We start from the raw sequence: 23,026 nt of genomic DNA on the forward strand, positions 1-23,026 counted from the left end.
ACCAACTAATATTTTAATAATCCATTCATTACTTGGCGAGTTCCGCAATCATAGCATCGAGATGCTTTTTGGTCGTTTCACGCCCTAATAATTCAATCGTTTCTGGTAATTCTGGCCCGTGCATTTCGTGAGAAACGGCGATCCGGATCGGCATGTATAATGCCCGGCCCTTGATCTTCGTATCCTTTTGAATGCTCTTGATCGTCTTTTGAATTGCGGTTGCTTCGAAGACGTCAATATCTTCGATTCGTTGCCGGAATTCCTTCAAGACAGGGAGTGCCGTGTCATTATCAAGTTCGGCCTTAGCTTCATCATTGATATCAGCCGGACCATTGAAGAAGAGATCTGCTAAATCAACGATTTGACCAGTATAGCTCATCTGGTTCTTAAATAATGAAACCAACGTCCGTGTCCATTCAATCTGGCTCATATCTGGGCGTTGTGGTAACCGGCCAGCCTTGATCAATTGGCGAATTGACATTGCAAAGACTTCGTTTTCGTCAGCCTTCTTAATGTACTGGTTGTTCACCCATTCCAACTTCTTGCCATCAAAAGCTGCTGGTGACTTGCTCAACCGCTTTTCATCATACATTTTGATGAATTCGCGCTTACTGAACAATTCACTTTCGCCAACTGGTGACCATCCTAGTAGGATGATGAAGTTAAGCATTGCTTCTGGTAAGTAACCCAATTCACGGTATTGTTCGATAAATTGCAATACGGTTTCGTCACGCTTGCTTAACTTCTTACCGGTTTCGGTATTGATAATTAAGCTCATGTGGCCAAACTTCGGTGGTTGCCAACCAAAGGCTTCATAAATCATCAATTGCTTAGGCGTGTTGGCAACGTGGTCATCACCACGGAAGACGTGGCTAATTTCCATCATATGGTCATCAACAACCACCGCAAAGTTGTACGTTGGCATCCCGTCACGCTTCTTGATGACAAAGTCGCCACCAACCGTCTTGGATTCAAACGAAACTTTACCTTTAACCATGTCATCCCAAGCATAGGTCGTATTTTCTGGGACGTGGAAGCGAATAACGGGTTGGATACCAGCCGCCTTAGCAGCCGCGATCTTCGCCTGTTTTTCGTCTTCCGTCATGCCAGCAAATTCGTAGACGTAGTGTGGCATTTCCTTACGCGCTTTTTGAGCTTCACGTTGTGCCGACAATTCGTCTTCCGTCATGTAAGATTCGTAAGCTTTACCTTCATCAATTAATTGTTGAATCAACGGGTCATAGATTGATTTCCGTTCTGATTGACGGTAAGGGCCAAAGTCGCCACCCTTATCCGGACCTTCGTCCCAATCAATCCCTAACCACGTCAAATTGTCCATCTGACTCTTTTCACCGTCTTTAACATTCCGCTTTAAATCGGTGTCTTCAATCCGAAGAATGAACTTTCCCTTATTATGCCGGGCAAATAAATAGTTAAACAATGCAGTCCGAGCATTACCAATGTGTAAATGGCCAGTTGGACTTGGTGCGTAACGCACACGAATCTTGCTCTTTGCCAATGTGATTAACGCCTCTTTCGTATTTTTTCATCTTAAATGTTACGCCGGAACCTTTCTATCGACCAGAATATTCCGACTTTCACTTGCTTTTCCAGTTTACCATGTTTACCGCTAAAAATTAAGGTTTCAGACTGAACCCATTGTAAAAATATCGAAACAGGCCCTAATCGTACACTAACAACATCCCAATTTATTGATAATGAGCATTAACCCTCCTATTTTGTTGCGATTCGGCCGCCTCCCTTACGACGTCCTGGATTAGTCATCATTGAACAAAAAAACGGTAGCCCCCATCAAATGAGTTGCTACCGTTGAATCGCTTAACCTAGTGCCGATTATCGCGATTATTATTTCGATTATTACTATGATTATTGTTGTGCTTATTATTTCCATCCGCATGATCCGGAATTCCGCGATTAGCGTGCGCTAAACGGGCAAAAATCATTCGACCAGCATCCGTTTGTAAGGCGCTCGTTACAACGACATCCACCTTTTCATTGATGTAAAACTTCCCATCTTCGACGACAACCATCGTCCCATCGTCCAAGTAACCGACCCCTTGTTGGCGTTCGCTACCATTTTTGACGACCATGACATTCATCTCTTCACCAGGAATAACCCGTGGTTTCAACGACTTAGCCAACTGATTAATATTGAGAACTTGTACGTTTTGGAACTCAATCACCTTATTCAAGTTGTAGTCATTCGTCACGATCACACCGTTGACTTTTTTAGCCAATTGAATGAGTTTACTATCAACTTCTGGAATATCCTCAAAATCGCCCTCGTACATTTCAACCGGGATAATATTTTCATTTTGTAGCTTATTTAAAATATCTAGCCCGCGACGACCCCGCACACGTTTAATACTATCAGCTGAATCCGCAATGTACTGTAATTCATACAAGACGAAGTTCGGTACTAACAGTGTCCCTTCTAAGAAACCAGTCTTGACAATGTCGTAAATCCGGCCGTCAATCAAGATGTTGGTATCTAGAATCTTATAATGATGATAGTTCTGATCTGGCTGAGCATCAGTAATCTCCGGACTTGTTTCCTTTTCACGACGGCGGAAGTTGAAAACTTTCCGCCACTCATCGATCCGGGTAGTCCCGACTCGCGCACCAATGTAACCAAAAAACAACATCAAAATAATTGGGACGACCGTGTTCAATAGGAATAATGGACTACGATTAAATAATTGCGAAATCAGAACCGCGATCAATAACCCAATAATAAATCCGATACTGCCAAATAAAAGTGTCATTGGGTTTTGCTTGGATAAGTTCTTTTCGACTCGATCCACCAGTCGTACAGCGGCATTGGCTAAGAACAATGACAAAACCCATAGAATCAGCGCCCCCAACAAAAAGTTGGTAAAAACGTTATTCAATAACACATTTGGTTGCGACAAAATTGTCGTCCACAAGAACGGCAGGTAAGTTAGTCCTAACGTACCCCCGACGACAATAAATACTAGTCGCACCGTTAACTTCTTCATGGCATCAGCCCCTTTTTAATAATTTGGTTGTTGTAATGCTAATTGGAGCGCTTCTTTTAGCGTGGCAACTCCAATTACTTCGATTCCAGTTGGGATATCCCAACCTTGCAGATTATTCTTAGGAATAAAGATACGTTTAAAACCTAGCTTAGCCGCCTCACCAACTCGTGATTCAATCCGGTTGACCCGCCGAATCTCACCAGTCAAACCGACTTCACCAACAAAACAGTCACTCGGACGAGTCTGCTGGTCACGATAACTAGAAGCCACACTGACCGCAATAGCTAAGTCAATCGCCGGTTCATCTAACTTAACGCCACCGGCCGCTTTCAAATACGCGTCCTGGTTCTGAAGCATTAGACTCGCCCGTTTTTCCAACACTGCCATAATCAAGGAGACTCGATTATGATCCAAGCCACTTGCGGTCCGCTTCGCATTACCAAAGACCGTTGGCGTTACCAGCGCTTGAACTTCTACTAAGATTGGTCGTGTTCCTTCCATTGAAACAACGATGGCGGAACCCGTAGCATCCTTCAGACGTTCTTCCAAGAAAATCTCTGACGGATTGGCCACTTCATACAAACCGCCCGTCCGCATCTCAAATATTCCCAGTTCATTCGTTGACCCGAATCGATTCTTGACTGCCCGTAAAATGCGGTACGTATGATGTAAATCACCTTCAAAGTACAAAACGGTATCAACCATATGTTCTAAGATCTTAGGCCCCGCAATGGCACCACCCTTAGTCACATGGCCCACAATAAAAATGGTAATGCCGTTAGTCTTCGCAATTTGCAGTAGTTCAGCCGTAATTTCACGGATTTGTGATACTGAACCAATCGCAGAGTCCATATCAGGTTCTTGCATCGTTTGTACCGAATCAATGACCACAAATTCTGGATGCGTCGATTCAATCGTTGAACGAATATTCGACATATCAGTCTCAGGATAAAGATAAAAGTCTTCACTGCTAACAGCCAGCCGGTCCGCCCGCATCTTCACTTGGGAGGCACTTTCTTCACCAGTCACGTATAGTACAGAACCACCCGTCTCGGCCAATTGCCCCGAAACTTGCAGTAGTAACGTTGACTTACCAATACCTGGATCACCACCGATCAAAACTAGTGAACCTGGCACAACACCGCCACCTAAGACCCGGTTGAACTCTTTCAGCTTAGTCTTGACACGCGGTGTCTTAGTCAGCGACACTTCTTTGAGTCGTTGTGGCTTAGCCGACTTACCCGCAAAGCTCACCCGCGACTTGCGGTCCGGTTTTGTATCAAAATGTTCTTCAGTTAGTGTATTCCATTCACCACAGTTCGGACACCGTCCTAAATATCGCGGTGTTGAATAACCACAGTTAGAACAAACAAACTGAGTTTTTGCTTTTGCCACGTACACACGTCTCCATTTCTCCGCCAACATATCAATTTAATGTTGGGTATTGGGATTTCTAAAATATTTACTTCATCCGCGCCACACTGTCATGAGTCATGATTAAAAGGTGCCAATTAGATAGATTTCTGTTCGTCAGCAATGACTATCCTATTCCGACCTCCGGGGCTGGGTGACAATTGCTGGAACGTAAGCCGACGTCGATTTGAGCTAACGCATAACCCGTGTCATCTCAAATACGAGTCTTATTCTAAGCCGGAAGAAAGACACTTCCACCTAAGAATAATTTGGCTACTGAGCATTGTCACCCAGCCCCTCCAGTCGGGAAGCCGCTCGAATGGCAAATGAACGGCCGCTTAACTTGGTACAATTGGTTGCTGACTACTTTGATACGAAAACTTTGAGCGAAACATCAGAATGTATTCTCTACTTTGTCGAAACGTTCAATGTATTATGACTGGTAACTCAGAAATAGTAAGTCATCACAACATCATTTTCAGCCTGACAGTTGATTGAGAAAATTGCCGTTTATGAAAAACAACGACCAATTCATCAAAAGTTGGGTACATCTTCATCAGCTATTCGAATACCATCCCGACTGGAAGGTGTTTCTGACAATGCCCAGTACTGCAAGAGTGTGAGGTTCAGATGAGTTGAGACTGAGGATTAGCCTAGCTAGGCCGTTAAGCGGTGAATTCCCGCTTGGCGTCATAGCGTAGCTAACCGGAAGTCTCAGTCTGACCCGAACACGTTTCACCAATATGGCATAAAAGCGTGAAAGGCCAGTATTTAAGACGTGGGCTTCGGCTCAAATCTGTGCCCACCGCGTTCCGGCAATTGGCAGAAATGTCTGGAGGTCGGTGTAGGACGAATTAACTAAGCAAGTTTACGCTAACTCGAACTGTTTCCAGCGAACCTAAGCTGGCTGCTTTTAAATTTAAAAAAACGGCACCTTTTAATCATGATTCTTACTAAACAACCAGCCAGTACGATGCAGACTTAAATAATCAATCAAACTCAATTAACTGGATCGTCATTTTCATGCTATGGGTATAAGTTTATTTTACCATTATTAATCATTAAAGCCTTTAAATCACCTTGGCTTTACCGATTTTTTATTATTTCCTATTTATTGGTCGAACCGAAGCCCCCAGAACGTGTCGTTGTCACATTCGTTTCATCCGTAACAGTCAGATAAGGGGTAAAAATCCCTTGGGCAATGCGTTCACCCTTTTTAATGTGAACGTCGCGAATCCCCATGTTGATTAATTGGACGAAAATCGCACCTTCGTTCTTGGGATTGTTATAGTAGTCGGCGTCAATGACGCCAATCCCATTCGGTAGAATCAAGTTACGCTTCAAGGGGTTGCTGGAACGATTGGCTAATAGTAAGTATTCGCCATCATTCATAAATGCCTTAATACCCGTTGGAACAAGCCATGGTTTAAGGACTTTAGCCGCCGCATCCAAATCGGCTGCAGAACTCGTTTCACCATGATGTATTTGCCAAAGTACTTTAATAAAGTTCATTTTCCAAATTGACGGTAACGTAAAATCTTCCGCCGCTTCGAAGTCATAGCCAGCTGCTTGCTTGGTGGTGCGGTAAGGTACATGTAACCCCGCCTGCGCGTATTGACTTACAATTTCAAATCCCCGTGCCATTTCAAATTCCTACTTTCTCAACATTAATTTAGTGTTCACATTTTACCATACTTTTATTATAGAAGTTTCGTTGACAAAACGGGCAATTACCGGTTTAATTACGGTAGATATAAAACCCTTTACAAGGTGGTGAAATCAATGGAATTCACGCGTGAAGCACACCGCTTTTATTTTAATGACGATCACGGCAAGTTGGCTGGTGAAATTACCTTCCCCGCCATCAATAATGATCAGACCTGGGTCATTGAACATACCTTTGTTCGTGACGATTTTGGTCATCAGGGCATTGCCGGCCAATTAACCAAAGCCGTTATTGACGCCGCTCGAGTTGAACACAAACGTATTCAGCCACTGTGTACCTACGCTAAGGCTTACTTTGATCGGCACCCTGAAGCTGCCGACATATTAGTCACTAGTTCTCAATCAAAGGAGTAATTCATATTATGAATCAGGATCAGTTAAAACAACTTGTTGGTCAAAAAGCCGTTGAATACATTCAAGACGGCATGCAGGTCGGCCTCGGAACCGGCTCAACCGTTAAATTCATGGTTGATGCTCTGGGTGAACGGGTCAAAAATGAACATTTAAACATTGTCGGCGTCTCAACCTCCGACCGAACCGCTGCCCAAGCTAAGGCGCTCGGTATCCCGATGAAATCCGTTGACGAAGTCGACCATCTCGACTTAACGATCGACGGTGCCGACGAAATCGCCGATGATTTCCAAGGCGTTAAGGGTGGTGGCGCCGCCTTACTCTTCGAAAAAATCGTTGCCATCAATTCTGATAAAGTCATGTGGATTGTTGATGAAAGCAAAATGGTCCATCAATTAGGTGCCTTTGGCTTACCCGTTGAAGTGATTCCTTACGGCAGCCAACATGGCTTTGAAAAAATGGCTGCCCGGGGCTATAACCCAGTATTCCGTAAAGTCAACGATGAACTCGTCCGGACCGATTCTAATAATATTATCATCGATTTACACATCGACCCAATCACGGATCCCCACGCTTTAGCCGAAGATTTAATTCACATGGTTGGTGTGGTTGAACACGGCCTGTTCTTAGACATGGTCAACACTGTCATTGTCGGTCATGCCAATGGTCCCGAGGTTATCGAAGCGCGACCATAGTTTTGTGCGACTCCCCGCTTGCCCCACCCGTCATAAACCGATACAATTAGAATTAGATTAAAGGAGAGTGATCTTTTGAGTAAAGCAATCAGTATGAACCAAATTGCTAACTTTCAAGCCGACTTGGACCAACGTCCCGAAGCAAAAGTCATCGAACGTAGTGTCACTAAGAACGGTATCTTAGCAAGCAGTCAAGATATTCAGGCCATGAGCCAAACCACACCAGTATTTTCCATTGATTTGGATACAGGTGACGTTGCGAACCAAAAGCAAAGTGGTCGTTGCTGGATGTTCGCCGCTTTAAACACGATGCGGCATTCATTAGCTGAAAAATTCAACTTGAAACATTTCGAACTATCACAAAACTACACCTTTTTCTGGGATAAGTTCGAAAAAGCGAACTATTTCTATGAAAACGTGTTGGCAACCGCTGACCAACCAACTAGCAGCCGTAAAGTTGCTTGGTTGATGACCACGCCACAACAAGATGGTGGCCAATGGGATATGCTCGTTGCCATTATTCAGAAGTACGGTATCGTGCCTAAGAGTGTCATGCCTGAAACTTACAACAGTTCAAAATCGGCTGAAATCAACAGCACACTTAACTTAAAGTTACGTAAAGATGCCGTTGAATTACGTGAACTAGTGGCTGCCGGAACTAGTGACGACGCGATTCAAGAACGCAAGGAAAAAATGTTAAATGAAGTCTATCGCATGTTAGCCTATGCCTTTGGCGAACCCGTTTCACATTTTGACTGGGAATATCGTGATGATAAGAAACAATACCACATCGACCAAAACTTGACGCCACAAAGCTTCTTCGAAAAGTACGTTGGCTGGAATTTGGACGATTACGTTTCAATCATCAACGCCCCAACCGACGACAAGCCTTATAACCATACCTACACGATTGAAATGTTAGGTAACGTCTTAGGTGGCCGTGAAGTCAAACATTTGAACGTGTCTATGGCCGACTTCAAGCAATTGGCCATCAAGCAATTACAAGCTGGCCAAAGTGTCTGGTTTGGTTGTGATGTTGGTCAATCCTCCGACCGCCAAAAAGGGGTCATGGCTACCGATGTCTACAGTAAAGATGAATTATTCGACGTTGACCTTTCAATGTCGAAGGCTGAACGTCTTGATTACGGCGAAAGTCTGATGACCCACGCCATGGTTATCACCGGTGTCGACCTCGTTGACGGCCAACCAACTAAGTGGAAGGTTGAAAATAGCTGGGGCGACAAAGTTGGGACTAAGGGCTTCTTCGTCATGAGCGATGCTTGGATGGACGAATACTGCTACCAAGTTGTTGTTAACAAGGAATTCTTGTCCGATGACTTAAAGGCAGCCCAAGCCGAAGAACCAACTGTTTTAGCACCTTGGGATCCAATGGGTGCATTAGCCTAATTAAGTTTAATGGGCCATCTAAATTAAGCACCATCACTGCTTTAGCGTGATGGTGCTTTTTGGACTGCATTAGACTTAACTACCGCTCAAGGAACTACTAACAACAAACAATAAAAAAATCGACCAAACTCGCGTGAGTTTAGTCGATTTTTTTATTATTACGTTTACTTATAGCAATCACTATTATAATTATTTATACATCTGTTTAAGCGTACTAATTTCACGAGTCGTAATATGTGCTGCTCGATGCGACTGGTAATACATCACCGCACTCTTGTTGTTCTCGTGCTCTAGTCCCAGTGCATGTCCCAATTCATGGGTCGCAACGGACAGCTTATATTCTACCGAATGATTGCTGGCTGGAAAGCGATTCGTATAAATCACACACTTCGCCGAATCCATCCAAGTTGTTCCTTGCGAACCACTTTGATAGTACGTCCGCCAAGTCCGGCCGATTTCCGATCCGGTCGTCTCCGTCTCGTCTTCACTCTCGCCCAACGTAATCTGGGCTTTCGCTTGGTCCTTAGCCTCAACTAACCTCACCGCGTTAGTGTTATTCCAACGTTCCACGGCTCGTAGCCAAATCGCTCGATACACCTTGCTGTCACTCGTGATCCGATACGTGATGACCCGACTCTTAAAACGGGCCTTATAGTTCAAAACCTTAGTCCCGTTATTTATATAATCATATTGATAGTTATCCATCTGATCATTGTAGTAGACCTGATCATGCGTCGTATCGTGACCACTAGCCTTATCCGCTTCAACTCGCGACGCATTCGGGTTGATCAGCGTACTGATTTGTGGCGCGAACATCAACAGCATCCCGCAGAAACCCAAGCTCATTATAATTAATAATAATAAATTTTTATGTTTCATCATAACGTTACCCGGCTTTCTGATCAGATTTTTGGCTGTCAAGCGCGCCAAATCGCAACTTTGTCCAACTGATATGTTACAGCGTTCACCATTCTATTACAAGTTATATATTATATTTATTTATGAAAACTGAAGGATTTTATTACATTAAAAATATTTATATTAACTCAAACAGTTATGAAAGCACTGTTATATCAACTTTTTAAGCCTGTATCATTTTTTGAGTACTCGTCGGCAATTATTATCAATGATTATAATTACTTATACTGGGCATTTGTTTAACACTTTAACTAAAAAAAGAGCTTCAGCGTCTGCTGAAGCTCTTAACTCAGGCTCGATTAATCTGATAATGGTCTAAAAAAGCAGTCCAGATTAGCACTTATTTTCAATAAAAGTACCGCTTAGGAGAACTATTACTAAATTTAATACTCTTCTTTACCGATAACGTGCAGTTGCTGATCAAGGTGATAACAAATTGGCACCCCGTTAGCAACTTCGACACCATCAATCCCAGTATCACTAATATGCTCTAAATATTTGATCATCGCACGCAACGTACTACCATGCGCCACCACGAGTTGGCTTTGACCGTCTAACAGCCGCGGTGCAATCTCATCGATCCAATAAGGCATGATGCGGTCGTAAGCCATCTTCAAGCTTTCTCCCCGCGGTTCGACGGCGGCACCGTACTTGGTGTAACGTCGATCATGGTCTAGTTCAGCTGGTGTCAACAACGGCGGCACCGTATAAAAGCTCCGCCGCCACTGTTGAACTTGCGCCTTACCGTACTCTTGACGAGTCACATCCTTATTTTGACCACGTAAGGCACCGTAATGTCGTTCATTTAACCGCCACGTCTTATACTCAGGCAGCCATAACTGATCAATTTCACTTAACATAATATTCGCGGTAACGATAGCCCGTTTTAGGACTGAGGTATGCACAGCGCCAAACTGCAGTCCCGTAGCTCGTAATCGCTTGCCAGCTTGATGAGCCTGTGCAATACCCACTGCTGTTAGCGGGACGTCACTCCAACCGGTATACGTATTATCCCGATTGGCCGTACTCTCACCATGGCGAACCAATACTAGTTCTGTCATTCTCTTTCCCACCTACTATCTTCAATACTTCCTATGATAATCGATTTGGTTCATTTTTCAAAGTCACAACCAGCTGTTACGTGCGATAACGCACTTGCCACAAAAAAACGGTCAAGCTGATTAATATCACCCTGACCGTCCACGATTAATTAATTTTCTTGATTTGAAACGGCGTGCGCGGCTTTGATGACATGTTCATCATCAGTGGCGGCCGCTGTTGGCTGCTCAATCGCACCCATCGTATCCCGTTCACGGAACCGATTACCGACAAAGGTCACGACGGAACCAATCAAAATCACAACAATTCCGACCACTGTCGTCCACAAAATTTGTTCATGGAGGATCAACGCTGCTAAGATTGGCGCCAACCCCGGCTTAATGAAGAATACTAGGGAAGCCGTTGAAACATCGGTTTGTTCCATTGCCAAGAAATAAAACGCGAAGCCCCCACCAGTAACACAAACGCCGATAAAAAATAGTAACCAGAAATAGTTGAGATTAACATTCACCAAAACCGGAATGGCAGCAAATTGCCGCAAACCGATGGCCGTCAACCCATTGGCGACAGCCGGAATCTTAGTAATCCAAGCTAAAACTAGAAGTTCAAACGCACCAGCAAAGAAAGTAAAACAAGTCATCGTCAGCCCATTCAAGCCCCGTTTAACAGACCCATAACGCGAGATGATACTGTACAGCCCAAAAGTCACGGCAGACCCGATGGCTAATAGCAGCCCGAGCCCATTCGTCAAATGGGCCGGATTAACAATGATCAACAACCCAATCACAGAAATCACGACGGAGATCAAGTTAGCTCGACCCAACCGTTCTCGCAGAATTAAATAGGAGAATAATAGCGCAAATACCGGATTACAACTAAACAATACGGCCACAGTCGAAGCTTGATCGACCGTAATCGCGAGTTGGTAAAGCGACATACTGACAATGACACACACTAGCCCGGTTAAAGCAAATAGCCGCCAGTCAGCACTCACTAACTTTCGTCCGGTTTGCTTTAATGCCCGCAATGCAAATGGCAGTAACACAATTGCCCCAATAAAAAATCGAATTAGATTCAATTGGATTGGGTTAAAGGCACTGCCGGCCATCTTTAGCGCAATTTCCATCGAACTAAACATTAAGGTCGAAATTGCAATGTAAAGATATGCTTTCTTCACGAAACGTTCGCTTCCTTCTTAATCAAAATTTAATACGCAACGGTTCTCAGTATAGCACCATTTTCACGTGACTTTCAAATCAGCTCAGTATACTACCTCGCTTTTATCCACGGGAAAACGCCGTTTAACGCGGAATCAGGCGTTATTTTTTTCAATTTTTAATTGCTTTTGAAAACAATTTTCATCAGGCTTGAACCATTCAATGGCATCTTGCCGCCTCAACCATCATCCAGCACGCACTCATCAGCTTGTCATCAAAAACTACCAGCGAGACGTGTTGGGACAGCCCTGAGCAGAAAGTATCTAATTGGTCAAACCTTGTTGACCGAACTAAATTGAGTTTTCATCATTAATAACCAGCAAAAAAGCACCCGCAACGCCTGTCACTAGTGGCACGCATTCGGGTACTTTTAATTTTAAGTCACACAATAATTAACGAATAAAGTTGGCTTGAACGATCACCATCAAAATCGGAATAACGATTAGGCTCAATAGTGTCGTTTCTGTCACCATGACCGCGGCATAATCGGCATCTGCCCCGTACAGTTTGGAGACAACTGGTGCGTTCGTCATGACGGGCATCGCGGACTGCAGAATGAAGACTTGCTTCATCTCCAATGGAATCGACATTGGAATAAGCATCAGCGTCATCAGTACCGGCGCAAGGATAAAACGCCCAAGTAAAATTCCCAAGCTATCCCGGTCGAAGCGCATGCTGCTTAACCCGGCGTTGGCCATTGAAATCCCAATAAAGATCATGGACAGCGGAATCGTTAGACCGCCGATATATGAGAAATCATCCATCAAGAATTTTGGAACGTGAATGTTTCCTAGAACAAGCAAGACACCAATCATAAATCCTAGTAATGGCGGTGAGAAGATCTTGGTCAGTGTCTGCTTCAAGTCAAACTTAGCGGTGCCAGTACCGTCACGTTGAATCAAATAAACGCCCAGCGTCCAGAAAATGGTGGTATTGGCCATGTAATAAACTAACACGTATGGCAATGCGCTATTCCCAAACAAGGCTTGATTAACCGGTAGCCCAATAAACACCGTATTGGAGTTCAAAAACATGGAGGCAAATAAGCCGCGATGACTCTTTTTAATATTTAAGGCTCGCATCACCCCGAAAGAAATGCCAAACAAAATAGCCATATTAAGAACTGGAAAACGTAATCCTGGCAACGTTGATAATAATTTATGCGCTGTAAACTGCTTTGTGATCGTTGCAATCATATAGGCTGGTAGCGCAATTTGAGTGACCAATCGGGCAATCAGCTTAGTCGCACTTTCATTAAACCAGCCCCAGCGTGCCAACAAGTAACCAACTGCAATCATCACGATGATCGTCATGACACCTTGAATACTCTGCACGAATGTCTGTAAAATTTGCACGCTCAGTCTTCCCCTCTTAACAAATTGCTCATCATTGAATATCGCCATCAAGCTATGTAAAATAATAATTCAATGAGAATTATTCAAGTATACCACTGTTTTATGATGGCTTGTACCGTAATTTATAGATGGAAACGTTTGACGCCGGTCACAATATTACTTATAGTGTTCTATAATTGTGTTACTACTGATGCCAGTAATTTTTTGATTATTAAAATCTTTTTAAATTACTAACTTTAAGGACCAATGATTTGCTAAACGTCATAAAATGACTATTGAGGGAAAAATCTAAAGTGATGAGGAACGAATATGTCAGAAAATAACAATGATAATGAAATGGGACCACGCCAACGCCGCTATCGTGAACAGCAACAGCGTAACCCACATTTGAAACCACACAAAAAACGTCCTTGGTTAATTACTTTACTAATCGTCGTTGTCCTGTTGATCGTTACGGGTGGCTGGTGGGGCTACAAGACCTGGAATGCCGCTAAGGATACGATGAATACGACCTACCAGTCGACCGGCTCGACCAAGCTTCGGAATGTTGATGCCGTTATTAAGAAGGGCAAGCCATTCTCGATTCTACTGTTGGGAACTGATACTGGTGCACTAGGTCGCGGCAAGGACTTCTCAGCCCGGACTGATACCATGATTGTTGCGACAATCAATCCTAAAAAAGAAAGTATGACGCTCACTAGTATTCCACGGGATACGCAAGTGATGATCGATGGGCAATCACAAAAAATTAACGCAGCCTACACCATTGGGGGCGCAAGTGGTGCCGTCAAGTCAGTAGAGAAGTTACTGGATGTTCCAATTGACTTCTACGTCTTACTGAACATGGGTGGTTTAAAACAGATCATCAACGCGATGGGCGGCGTGACCGTGACACCTAAGCTGACTTTCAAATACGGTAATGCCAACGTTAAGAAGGGCGTTAAGATCAAACTTAATGGTGCAGCGGCACTTGATTACTCACGGATGCGTTATGACGATCCTCAGGGTGATTATGGTCGTCAAAAACGGCAACGGCAGGTTATTATGGCCATGGTTAGTCAGTCTAACTCACTTGGGTCAATTGCCAATATTGAAAAGATTACGAAAAAACTCGCTAAGAACATGCGCACCGACTTAACTTGGAATGACATGGTCGCACTCGATACGAAGTACAAGAATGCGTCTCACCATGCCAAATCATATACCGTTCAAGGTACTGACGCGACGATCGATGGGCTCTCTTATCAAGTTGCCTCTTCGTCAGAACGTTACAAGAATTCGAAGCGCATCCGTAAAGCGCTGGGACTCTCAAACAGTAATTTAACAGAGTCAGTCTTCTCTGAGACAGCTTCAATTACAACGGGTAGCTCAAGTTCCAGTTCAAGTTCATCAAGTACCACAACGTCTAGTGATACCACTACTTATGGCACTAGTACGACACAAGATACAACGACGCAGGACCAGACCACGACTCAAGATCAAACCACGACTAATCAGTACTAAGCAACTATTAAAAAATGGGTTTCTTCAGAATAAAAATTCTGAGAAGCCCATTTTTTGATGATTATTTTTAATTGACCGGCCAAGATTGTAAAAAGTGTTGAAACTTTGCTTCGCGCTGTTCAATTAGATTCGGTGCCGGCAATGCTTCTAGTGCGGCAAGTTGGGTCTCAATCGCCTGGTTGATCGCAGCGACTAATGTCTGATCCTGATGGTCAATAACCAGGTCAACTAAGCCGCGCGACTGCAAAGCGCTAGCTGTCATTGGTAATAAATCGATGGCGTCACTGCTAGTTTGTTGCCCATGTAAAATCGCTGTGACTGCCTCGGGAGAAGCAACGTTGAAAAGTGCATCATCTAGCATGATAATGCGGTTGGCGTTGGCAAAGGCTAACGCCCCACCGCTATGGCCCTCACCGAGAAATACAACAACGTTCGGTACGGTCAGCTGACCAGTCGCCGCAATCAAGTCCGCAATGGCCTGACTCTGACCATAGCGTTCCGATCGGGGACTCGCATCAGCACCTGGCATATTGATTAAGCTAACGACCGGCCACCCAAATTTAGCCGCATGGGTTACGACTCTTAACGCCGTGCGATAGCCGGGAACAGTTAATGCTCCCCCGTTTTTTCGACGCCGGCTCGCAATATCAACACCCCGGTCAACGCCCAGAACAGCTAATTGGCGACCAGTGGCAGTGCGCCCAAAGCCAGCCGTTAAAGCCGCATCCTGACCTAATAAACGGTCTCCCCGTTGTTGCGTCATTGTCGGCAATAACGCTTGAATGATAGTCGGCGCACTGATCCGATCAGCCGCCCGTAATCGCTGTAATCGTTTATCCATGGGCTGACCTCCCAATCCCATAATTCGCTAATGCTTGTCCTAGCGTTGACCGCAATTGAGGTCGTTCAACAACTGCATCCACCATGCCATTTTTAAACAGCTGATCCGCCGTTTGAAAATCCGCCGGCAGCTTGACAGGCAAAGTTTGTTGGATGACCCGGGCTCCGGCAAAGCCAATCTTAGCACCCGCTTCTGCGATAATCAGGTCACCCTTAAACGCAAAACTCGCCGATACGCCCCCCATAGTGGGATCTGTCAGCACTGTGATCAAGGGTAACGGCGTTGCTGCTAACCGTGCTAATTCTGCCAGAATCAAATTCATTCCGACCAAGGCATAAACACCTTCTTGCATCCGAGCACCACCTGAGGCGGTCACAATGATCAGTGGTAGCCGTTGGGCCCGCGCTTGTTCACTAGCATGCAATAAGCGACGTGTGACCGCCGTGTTTAACGTCCCCATCATAAAATGACTATCCATCACTGCTAAGATACAGGGTTGTTGCTCAATCAGGGCCGTTCCACAGACAACAGCCTCGTTTAACCCGGTCTGGCGTTGAGCCCGCCGCAGTTTGTTCGTATAGTCCGGGAACCCCAGCTGATTGACAGGCCGCTCAGTCATCGTCAACGGCTGAAACGCCCCTTCATCGACGAGTTGTTCTAATCGTTGCGCCGTCGTCAATCGTTGCCAATAGTGACAATAAGGACATTGCTGATAAGTGCCCCATTGACGTTGGTGGACGTGCCGACCGCACTTAGGGCAGGCTTGCCAGGTCCCAGAAGCTGGATAATGACTCATTTCGACGCCTCCCAACGTGCTAGACTGTGAATCGTGTACTGATCATGAATGTAGGCGGGCCGGGCCACCGTTTGCTGTAGAAAAGTTAAGTTCGTCGTGGGTCCCGTCAATGTTACTTGCGCTAAGGCCCGTTGTAAGTTGCGCACGGCTTGCTGACGGTTCGCACCGGTGACCATCAACTTGGCAATTAAACCATCATACATGGTTACTAGCCGATCGCCCTGATGATAATCCGTATCCACTCGTACATCGGCTGGCCAGCTCAGCGTTTCAATCCGCGTCTGCTTAACCGGTAAGGTCGCGGTCAATCGAGCTTCGATCGCCGTACACTTGGGCTGCAAGCCAACATGCTCTGGAAAATCAACCGTGACGCCAGCCGCCTGTTTGATTTGTTCAGCCACAATATCAATTCCGGTGGTTAATTCTGTCACCCCGTGTTCAACCTGTAAACGCGTATTCATTTCCATGAAATAGAACTGACCATCCGCAAATAAGTATTCAATTGTGCCCAAGCTTTGATAATGTGTACCCGCTAATAACTGCCGGGACAGATCGTATAAGGTCCGGCGTTGTGTCTCAGTCAAAATACTTGCCGGACTTTCTTCGAGAACCTTTTGCTTGTGCAATTGGAGGCTACAGTCACGATCACCAAGAATGAATAATTTCGTCCCCGTGCCGAGGACTTGAACTTCAATGTGGCGGGCAGTTGTCAGAAATTGCTCTAAATACATCGCATCGTTCAAAAAGGACGCAGCAGCTTCTTGACGCGCAGCCCGCAATTGTTGATGGAGTTCATGAACGTCGGTAAGAACTCGAATACCCTTGCCACCGCCACCATAACTGGCTTTCAAAACTAGCGGAAAACCGATCTTGGCGGCCGCGTGTTTAATATCCGGCCATGCTAAGCCCTGTAATGATTGACCTGCTAGTACCGGAACGGCTTGTTGCCGTGCAAAATCCTTAGCGCGGGCCTTATCACCCATCAACTTAATTTGCTCAGTCTGCGGGCCAATCCAGGCAATGCCACATTCCGCACACATGGCGGCAAAATCCGCATTTTCAGCTAAAAAACCATATCCCGGGTGAATCGCATCGGCGTGCGTATTAATTGCAGCCATTAGAATCGCTTCGGCATTTAAATACGATCCACTGGCAGCTGCAGGTCCGATACAGACCACTTCATCCGCTAATTGTGTGTAACCCGCATGCCGATCAGCAGTTGAGCAAACGGCGACCGTCTGAATATTCAATTGTTGACAGGCTTTGATAATCCGTACGGCAATTTCACCGCGATTCGCGATTAACAGCTTGCGAAACATAGCTACCGATCCTTTCGCATTGTAAATAACGGTTGTTCATACTCAACAGTGGCGTCGTCAGCAACTAGTACTGCTGTTAACGTCCCATCGGTCGGACTAACTAATGGATTGAATAATTTCATACTCTCAATCTGGCCTAGTTCTTGACCAGCTGTTAGTGACTGACCACCCTTTAAATCTGGTGCCAAGTGGACCACCCCGACCATCGGACTCGGCAGTGTAACGACTTCATCTTCAGTCTCCGCAACTATGCTGGCAGGCGTAGCGGCTACGGGAGTTACCGTTTCTGAAGCTAACGCTGGTTTTGTCACTTCAATCTCCAAGTCGCCGGCTTTAACGCGAATTTGCTGATAACCCTGTCGCGCGTATTTCTCAACTAATCGATCTAAATCTTTTAATTCCATCTGCACACCCCTACTTCTTGATCAAGACTGAGCCATATGCTAGCCCGCCACCAAATGCTGTTAACAACACTGGCCCAGTTAAGGTATCAAAAACATTGGCTAAGGCCATTGCCACCCCAGCTGAGGACGTATTACCATAATGATCAACATTATGTGGAAACTTCGTCATTGGTAACGCCAAGTTAGCCGCAATTTTTTCAATGATCCGTAAATTAGCTTGATGACAGATCACGTATTGTAAATCACTGGGTGTCAGTTGCGCACTCGCAATTAACCCACGCATCTGTTCTGGAACAACCGTCGTGGCAAATTGAAAAACATCCCGTCCAACTTGGTAAAACGCATCCGTTTGCGGGTAGTTCGTTGCGGCAACTTCAGTAATCGGCCGTACTCGTCCAGAGTGAATGACCGTAGCGTTTCCTTGCGATTCTAATTTCTCAGCGATCAAGCTGTTTTCATCTGGATTGTCAGTAGCTTGTAATAACGCGCCACCAGCACCGTCCCCAAAGAAGACGGCTGCCGTCCGGTCTTGAAAGTCCATCATCTTGGAATTAACTTCCGCACTGATCACCATCACATTTTGGTATTGCCCACTGCGAATAAACTTGTCAGCCGTTGCTAGGCCAAACGTGAACCCAGCACACGCTGCACTCAGGTCGAACGCAAACGCATTATCAGCGCCAATATTAGCTTGCACTAAACAAGCCGTCGCAGGTGTTAAGGCATCGGGCGTAATTGTCGTAACTAGGATCAAATCAATGGCACTGGCAGCTAAACCACTTTTTTGTAGTAACTGCTGGGCGACCTGGGTGGCTAAATCCGAGGTGTTTTCATCATTCATCGCGTAGTGTCGGGTTTTAATCCCAGTATGCGCCTGAATCCATTCGTCGCTAGTGTCCATAATGGCTGCTAATTCGTCATTATCAACAACGCGTCCCGGAACATATTGTCCCATGGCGGTTAATTTTGTATAAGTTGGCATTTTTAAACCCCCGCTACTTTCCGTTTCGATTAGTTTAATTTTATCAATAAAAGCCTATCCGTCAAAGTTTACGGCTGTATTTTTGGTAAATCCTTAGAAACCTAGCCAAAATGAAAGAACAGTGGTGCCCATAACCGACACACCACTGTCCATCATAACTTTGTTAATACTTATCTGGCGCCATAAAGCCATTTTTAGCTAATAGCGGCATCACATCAACCCGTTTATCCGTCGGGACTTTCTGCGCAAACACCTTTAATCCCGCTGCTTGTAACGCATATAATGCCCGTGCTTCGGCTTGACCGATTGCAATAGCATTGGTGACCATCACCATGCCCGCTGAAAAAGCTAGACTACCAATATCAATGCCCGTTTTGCTAAAATCAAGTCCCCCCGCTACTAAGCGCGCCATGTTCTGGGGCGTATCAGTTAGGATTAGTGGCTTTACTTCATCAAATAGCGAGTCTTGATAAATCTCGATCATTTTGTCAACTGTAATCACATTAGCTTTCACACCAGGGGGCGCGGCTTGCACAATTAGAATCTTGCGAAGTGCATCCTGGGCAACTTCGTCTGAGACGACCAAAATACGGTTAGGACTGACCGTCTTGGTCCACACCGTGGCAACTTGCCCGTGGAGTAGCCGACTATCAATGCGTGCTAAACGAATATCCATCGTCATAGCGGCTCATCTTCCCCATCGTCCTGTAACAACTTGAGATGCTTAATCCCAATCTTTCCAGTCTCTTCAAGGTGGGCAATCACCTCATCAATTGGCTTATCACGAACAGTGTAAGCCTCAATCAGCATTGGCAGATTCAGACCGGTAATCAGACCCATGCGCTCTGTATGTTCGGCAACGATCCGACTAGCGGCGTTAAATGGCGAACCGCCCCATAGGTCAACCAAGAATAAAACTTGATCATCCGCGTCAAATCTGGCAACCGCAGCAGCTAATTTATCAGCTAATTCATTAGGTTCTTCGTCCAGTTGAAAGGTAACCGTTTGGACCTTATCTTGCTTGCCAAAGATCATGTAGGATGAATCGACAACGCCCTGCGCAAAACTCCCATGACTGACAACGACAAATGCTAACATCTACTTTCCCTCCTCAGTCGGTTAAATCTACTCAATAAGATACATGCAAAAAGCATGCCAAGTTAGTGTATCAACTCATCGCGACCTTTGCCTGATGAGTCTCCAATAATTGCACAATATAATAATTTTCAGCATCTGAGAAGGTTAACTGTAGTTGATCTGTCAATTGCTGATTGGCCTGTTGCACAAGTGGGTACCACTTCGATGCCATAATGTCTGGCATCTCTTCGGTGGGTGCCGAAATTTCATCTTTGATGGCCGTTCGTTCTAGCGCACCCGCTAAGTGCATAATCAAATCAATGCGAAAAGCATTCGTCATTACACCATCCAAGTGCGTCGCAATCACTTCGCTATACTCCCATAAAATTCCCGTTAACTTCTTAGGATTTAAAAACGTGAAGTAATCGCCTAAGTACCGTTCGCAGAGTTCCGGTGTCAACTGCTGACTTTCTTCCGCCATGGTCTGTGGCGAATCGATCCCCGTCGCTAACTGATCAATAAACTTTTCGCCACCACCTTGTAGCAATTCTTCCAATGAAATAAAAGGGACGTCTAATTCGGGTTTTGTAATCCCAGTTGCCGCAATGATTTGATAATTTTGACTGATTTGTTGTATCCGTGTCTTCATTTCGACCACTGAGATTGGGAATACCGTGATACCTTCGATAAAGTTTTGAGCTAATAAACTGTCTAAAATTGACTTGATACGTTCAGCCGTCCCAACGCCGGTCGCACAAATTGCAATAATCGCCCGTTGTGCCGTCTTATCCGTCGCTAAGGCGGGCTTGACTGTTGCGCGCTGACTATCCGTTGGTAGGTTCCGTGAAATTCGCGAATAACCTTTGAAACCAACGAGCTCCTGATACATAGAATCCAGATCACTATCGACCAGGCTAGCCTTCCGAACGGCTTCCAAAACAACCGGCGTGGTCACCATGTCAATCGTTCGCGTCGCAATTCCCGTCTCCTGCTGAATTCGTTCCCCGAAGGTCGTTAACGACCCCATATCGACTAGTAACAAAATTCCTTTCCCAGAATCAAGCTTTTCTACTCGTCGCTTGACATGATCATAGGCGACACTCGGGTCCATATCGAGAGGCATGTCGAAAGCCTGAACATCATAATCATCTAACAATTGTCCGACGACCTGTGCCATGGAAGACGCGGTACTCATCCCGTGCGCTGCCACCAACACGCCAACTTTGCCGTTAAGCTGCATCGATTTTAACGAGATGAGCAAAATGGCCAGATAATAAACTTCGGACTTGGGAATCGGTAAATGATACCGTTCCTCTAATCCTTGCTTGAGCGCCTCCGCTGCTTTGATTTCAGCCGGATATTCACGCACCATCGCTAACATATCCGAACTCATTTGACGCATGGGCTTGCCTGCCTGGATGCGTTTGATAAAGGAACTGACGTGCAAGCTCACAGCGTAAATAAAGTTATCCTTGAAATTATAACCTAGCATGTCTTGAACCGTCATCTGCGCCGTCTTGGTAAAATCAATGACGTCCTGATCAACGATCTCGGCTAACTTGTTTTCTGGTGAAACTTCTAACTGATTTTGTTTATAAAATGATTTTAAATGCACATTGATATCGGTCGTGATGAAACGATTGATGTGTTCTTTATCAAGGCCTTCCCGTCGGAGTAACGCTGCTTTATCACCAATAATCTCATATAAATTATATGGTAATTCATAATTATCGTTCTTATTACGAAGCGGCGTTGGACCATCATTTGGCTTCACGATGAGAACCGGGTCCAACAACTCAGAGATGGCCCCCAGTTCGTGACGGTTAGAGGCTACTGTCATGAGACCGCTACGGATATTTTGTGGCAAATCATCCATCGTGATTGTGATTTCACTGTCATTTTCGATGCTATTGACAAAACCCTGGGCACACACCAGCTGAATGTTCGACTTCAACTGACCGACGTTCCCAAATGTGACTGAGCCAAGTAAGGCCTGCACCACGTCCTCCGTTAACCGAATCTGTTTATTGATTCGATTAGCTTCCAATGACAATAATGCCTTCAGTAATTCTAAACGTTCCTTGGCTGAGCGATGATTGAACGCTGGTAGCTGAATCGTAATCGGAATTCGCCGAACAAAGGTCTGCAGTAGGGTACTTTCTGGGTCCTCGGTCGTTGCACAAACTAAGCGGACATTGGCATGGTGACTCTTCGCCGTCTCACCGAGTCGTGAATAAGTCCCGTGATCCATGAAATAAAAAATCATTTCCTGACCTTCTGGTGGTAGACGGTGCACTTCATCTAGGAACAACATGCCCCCATCCGCTTCTTGGATCAAACCGTCCTTATCTTCATTAGCACCTGTAAAAGACCCCTTAACATAACCAAACAAATGCGACATCAATAATTCCGGATTATGCGCATAATCGGCACAATTGAACGTAATCAGGCCTTGCGGGTTCGTTAAGACTTGTTGGGTTTCCGCAAAACGATACATGGCGTTTGCAAAGTAAGTTTTACCAGAACCAGTCGGGCCAATGATTAATGTATTTAATCCCCGCGGTGGGTAAAGAATGGCCGCTTTCGCCTGTTCCACTTGATTAGCAAGGCTCTCATGCGAGCCAATCATGCTGGCAAATATATCATTTACAACCGGTTTAGGCACAGACGTCGCGACGGGCGCTGTCGGTATTCGCTCTGTCGTCGCTCCATTCGCTACGCCACTAGTTGTTGTGGCCGTTGTGGCTGTTGCATTCACCGGAACATAGTGCACAGGCCGCCCTGTCAGCTTGTGCAACTGGCCTTCTCGCACCAGTGCATTTAATTCCTTGCTGACGTTTGAACGCGCTATCATTAAAGCGGTCGCTACCATTTCCGTCGTCAGTCCGTGTCGATCGCTATGTTGACGGACGTATTCACAAATCTTGGATTTTCTGGTCAACTT

The 23,026-nt window shown here is 45.3% G+C and carries 20 protein-coding genes; 4 read left to right on the plus strand and 16 right to left on the minus strand.

Features of this window, described 5'->3' with window-relative positions; all coding sequences use genetic code 11:
• Window positions 1–28: 28 nt before the first annotated feature.
• The 4 genes from gltX to ACWQAU_RS07505 form a co-directional block, all read right to left on the minus strand.
• A complete protein-coding gene (gene gltX, locus ACWQAU_RS07490) occupies window positions 29–1,519 on the minus strand; it encodes a glutamate--tRNA ligase (protein WP_003640932.1) in 1,491 nt (496 codons plus the stop codon).
• Between the two features lie 325 nt (window positions 1,520–1,844).
• The gene (locus ACWQAU_RS07495) at window positions 1,845–3,020 is read right to left on the minus strand and encodes a PIN/TRAM domain-containing protein (protein ID WP_003640931.1); all 1,176 of its coding nucleotides are present in this window, start codon (window positions 3,018–3,020) and stop codon (window positions 1,845–1,847) included.
• Between the two features lie 15 nt (window positions 3,021–3,035).
• Window positions 3,036–4,415: a DNA repair protein RadA gene (gene radA, locus ACWQAU_RS07500; RefSeq protein WP_003643928.1), complete on the minus strand. Its 1,380-nt coding sequence runs from the start codon at window positions 4,413–4,415 to the stop codon at window positions 3,036–3,038.
• A gap of 1,125 nt (window positions 4,416–5,540) precedes the next feature.
• Entirely contained in the window at window positions 5,541–6,077 is a 537-nt protein-coding gene (locus tag ACWQAU_RS07505) for a dCTP deaminase/dUTPase family protein (protein WP_003640928.1), read from the minus strand.
• Window positions 6,078–6,203: 126 nt separating this feature from the next.
• Here ACWQAU_RS07505 and ACWQAU_RS07510 point away from each other — a divergent pair, with 126 nt between their 5' ends.
• The 3 genes from ACWQAU_RS07510 to ACWQAU_RS07520 all read left to right on the plus strand — a co-directional run bounded on the left by ACWQAU_RS07510 (window position 6,204) and on the right by ACWQAU_RS07520 (window position 8,611).
• Entirely contained in the window at window positions 6,204–6,512 is a 309-nt protein-coding gene (locus ACWQAU_RS07510; protein WP_463841231.1) for a GNAT family N-acetyltransferase, read from the plus strand.
• Between the two features lie 8 nt (window positions 6,513–6,520).
• On the plus strand, window positions 6,521–7,204 hold the full coding sequence (gene rpiA / locus ACWQAU_RS07515) for a ribose-5-phosphate isomerase RpiA (RefSeq protein WP_027821469.1): 684 nt from the start codon (window positions 6,521–6,523) through the stop codon (window positions 7,202–7,204).
• Window positions 7,205–7,279: 75 nt separating this feature from the next.
• Window positions 7,280–8,611 carry a C1 family peptidase gene (locus tag ACWQAU_RS07520; RefSeq protein ID WP_003643927.1) on the plus strand — a complete coding sequence of 444 codons (1,332 nt, stop codon included), beginning with the start codon at window positions 7,280–7,282 and terminating at the stop codon, window positions 8,609–8,611.
• 189 nt (window positions 8,612–8,800) lie between these two features.
• Here the strand turns inward: ACWQAU_RS07520 and ACWQAU_RS07525 are convergent, their stop codons facing one another.
• The 4 genes from ACWQAU_RS07525 to ACWQAU_RS07540 form a co-directional block, all read right to left on the minus strand.
• Window positions 8,801–9,493, minus strand: coding sequence for a matrixin family metalloprotease (locus tag ACWQAU_RS07525; protein WP_003640924.1), 693 nt, complete (start codon window positions 9,491–9,493; stop codon window positions 8,801–8,803).
• A 419-nt stretch (window positions 9,494–9,912) separates the two neighbouring features.
• Entirely contained in the window at window positions 9,913–10,590 is a 678-nt protein-coding gene (locus ACWQAU_RS07530) for a 2,3-bisphosphoglycerate-dependent phosphoglycerate mutase (RefSeq protein ID WP_021356512.1), read from the minus strand.
• Window positions 10,591–10,739: 149 nt separating this feature from the next.
• Complete coding sequence (locus ACWQAU_RS07535) at window positions 10,740–11,765, minus strand: DMT family transporter (RefSeq protein WP_003643926.1); 1,026 nt, start codon at window positions 11,763–11,765, stop codon at window positions 10,740–10,742.
• A 432-nt stretch (window positions 11,766–12,197) separates the two neighbouring features.
• The gene (locus tag ACWQAU_RS07540) at window positions 12,198–13,160 is read right to left on the minus strand and encodes an AEC family transporter (protein ID WP_003643925.1); all 963 of its coding nucleotides are present in this window, start codon (window positions 13,158–13,160) and stop codon (window positions 12,198–12,200) included.
• A gap of 309 nt (window positions 13,161–13,469) precedes the next feature.
• On the opposite strand from ACWQAU_RS07540, the gene ACWQAU_RS07545 reads away from it, so the two are divergent.
• Window positions 13,470–14,663: an LCP family protein gene (locus ACWQAU_RS07545; protein WP_003640920.1), complete on the plus strand. Its 1,194-nt coding sequence runs from the start codon at window positions 13,470–13,472 to the stop codon at window positions 14,661–14,663.
• Between the two features lie 67 nt (window positions 14,664–14,730).
• Here ACWQAU_RS07545 and accA read toward each other — a convergent pair whose 3' ends face one another.
• The 8 genes from accA to ACWQAU_RS07585 form a co-directional block, all read right to left on the minus strand.
• On the minus strand, window positions 14,731–15,504 hold the full coding sequence (gene accA, locus ACWQAU_RS07550; protein WP_027821470.1) for a carboxyltransferase subunit alpha: 774 nt from the start codon (window positions 15,502–15,504) through the stop codon (window positions 14,731–14,733).
• On the minus strand, window positions 15,497–16,300 hold the full coding sequence (locus ACWQAU_RS07555) for an acetyl-CoA carboxylase carboxyltransferase subunit beta (RefSeq protein ID WP_003644983.1): 804 nt from the start codon (window positions 16,298–16,300) through the stop codon (window positions 15,497–15,499). The genes accA and ACWQAU_RS07555 overlap by 8 nt, the downstream gene beginning before the upstream one ends.
• Window positions 16,297–17,619, minus strand: a complete 1,323-nt coding sequence (locus ACWQAU_RS07560) for an acetyl-CoA carboxylase biotin carboxylase subunit (protein WP_015379847.1) — start codon at window positions 17,617–17,619, stop codon at window positions 16,297–16,299. The genes ACWQAU_RS07555 and ACWQAU_RS07560 overlap by 4 nt, the downstream gene beginning before the upstream one ends.
• Window positions 17,620–17,621: 2 nt before the next feature.
• A complete protein-coding gene (locus ACWQAU_RS07565) occupies window positions 17,622–18,023 on the minus strand; it encodes an acetyl-CoA carboxylase biotin carboxyl carrier protein (RefSeq protein WP_079111770.1) in 402 nt (133 codons plus the stop codon).
• Between the two features lie 10 nt (window positions 18,024–18,033).
• The gene (locus ACWQAU_RS07570; protein ID WP_003640915.1) at window positions 18,034–19,005 is read right to left on the minus strand and encodes a ketoacyl-ACP synthase III; all 972 of its coding nucleotides are present in this window, start codon (window positions 19,003–19,005) and stop codon (window positions 18,034–18,036) included.
• 163 nt (window positions 19,006–19,168) lie between these two features.
• Window positions 19,169–19,687, minus strand: coding sequence for a PTS sugar transporter subunit IIB (locus ACWQAU_RS07575; protein WP_003640914.1), 519 nt, complete (start codon window positions 19,685–19,687; stop codon window positions 19,169–19,171).
• Window positions 19,684–20,103 (minus strand): PTS sugar transporter subunit IIA, encoded by a 420-nt coding sequence (locus tag ACWQAU_RS07580; RefSeq protein ID WP_003640913.1) that lies wholly within the window; start codon window positions 20,101–20,103, stop codon window positions 19,684–19,686. Before ACWQAU_RS07580 ends, ACWQAU_RS07575 begins: the two co-directional genes overlap by 4 nt.
• Before the next feature lie 70 nt (window positions 20,104–20,173).
• The gene (locus ACWQAU_RS07585) at window positions 20,174–23,023 is read right to left on the minus strand and encodes a sigma-54-dependent transcriptional regulator (protein ID WP_011101067.1); all 2,850 of its coding nucleotides are present in this window, start codon (window positions 23,021–23,023) and stop codon (window positions 20,174–20,176) included.
• Window positions 23,024–23,026: the final 3 nt, after the last annotated feature.

The organism is Lactiplantibacillus sp. 3062 (genome assembly GCF_055413545.1).

Excerpts from the sequence above, each read along its gene's own strand:
- ACWQAU_RS07580 (WP_003640913.1), bottom strand. The coding sequence starts at position 20,103 with ATGTTAGCATTTGTCGTTGTCAGTCATGGGAGTTTTGCGCAGGGCGTT.
- ACWQAU_RS07555 (WP_003644983.1), bottom strand. The coding sequence starts at position 16,300 with ATGAGTCATTATCCAGCTTCTGGGACCTGGCAAGCCTGCCCTAAGTGC.
- ACWQAU_RS07530 (WP_021356512.1), bottom strand. The coding sequence starts at position 10,590 with ATGACAGAACTAGTATTGGTTCGCCATGGTGAGAGTACGGCCAATCGG.
- ACWQAU_RS07565 (WP_079111770.1), bottom strand. The coding sequence starts at position 18,023 with ATGGAATTAAAAGATTTAGATCGATTAGTTGAGAAATACGCGCGACAG.
- ACWQAU_RS07495 (WP_003640931.1), bottom strand. The coding sequence starts at position 3,020 with ATGAAGAAGTTAACGGTGCGACTAGTATTTATTGTCGTCGGGGGTACG.
- accA (WP_027821470.1), bottom strand. The coding sequence starts at position 15,504 with ATGGATAAACGATTACAGCGATTACGGGCGGCTGATCGGATCAGTGCG.
- ACWQAU_RS07575 (WP_003640914.1), bottom strand. The coding sequence starts at position 19,687 with ATGACGATGGATATTCGTTTAGCACGCATTGATAGTCGGCTACTCCAC.
- ACWQAU_RS07560 (WP_015379847.1), bottom strand. The coding sequence starts at position 17,619 with ATGTTTCGCAAGCTGTTAATCGCGAATCGCGGTGAAATTGCCGTACGG.
- ACWQAU_RS07525 (WP_003640924.1), bottom strand. The coding sequence starts at position 9,493 with ATGATGAAACATAAAAATTTATTATTATTAATTATAATGAGCTTGGGT.
- rpiA (WP_027821469.1), top strand. The coding sequence starts at position 6,521 with ATGAATCAGGATCAGTTAAAACAACTTGTTGGTCAAAAAGCCGTTGAA.
- ACWQAU_RS07570 (WP_003640915.1), bottom strand. The coding sequence starts at position 19,005 with ATGCCAACTTATACAAAATTAACCGCCATGGGACAATATGTTCCGGGA.
- ACWQAU_RS07545 (WP_003640920.1), top strand. The coding sequence starts at position 13,470 with ATGTCAGAAAATAACAATGATAATGAAATGGGACCACGCCAACGCCGC.
- ACWQAU_RS07505 (WP_003640928.1), bottom strand. The coding sequence starts at position 6,077 with ATGGCACGGGGATTTGAAATTGTAAGTCAATACGCGCAGGCGGGGTTA.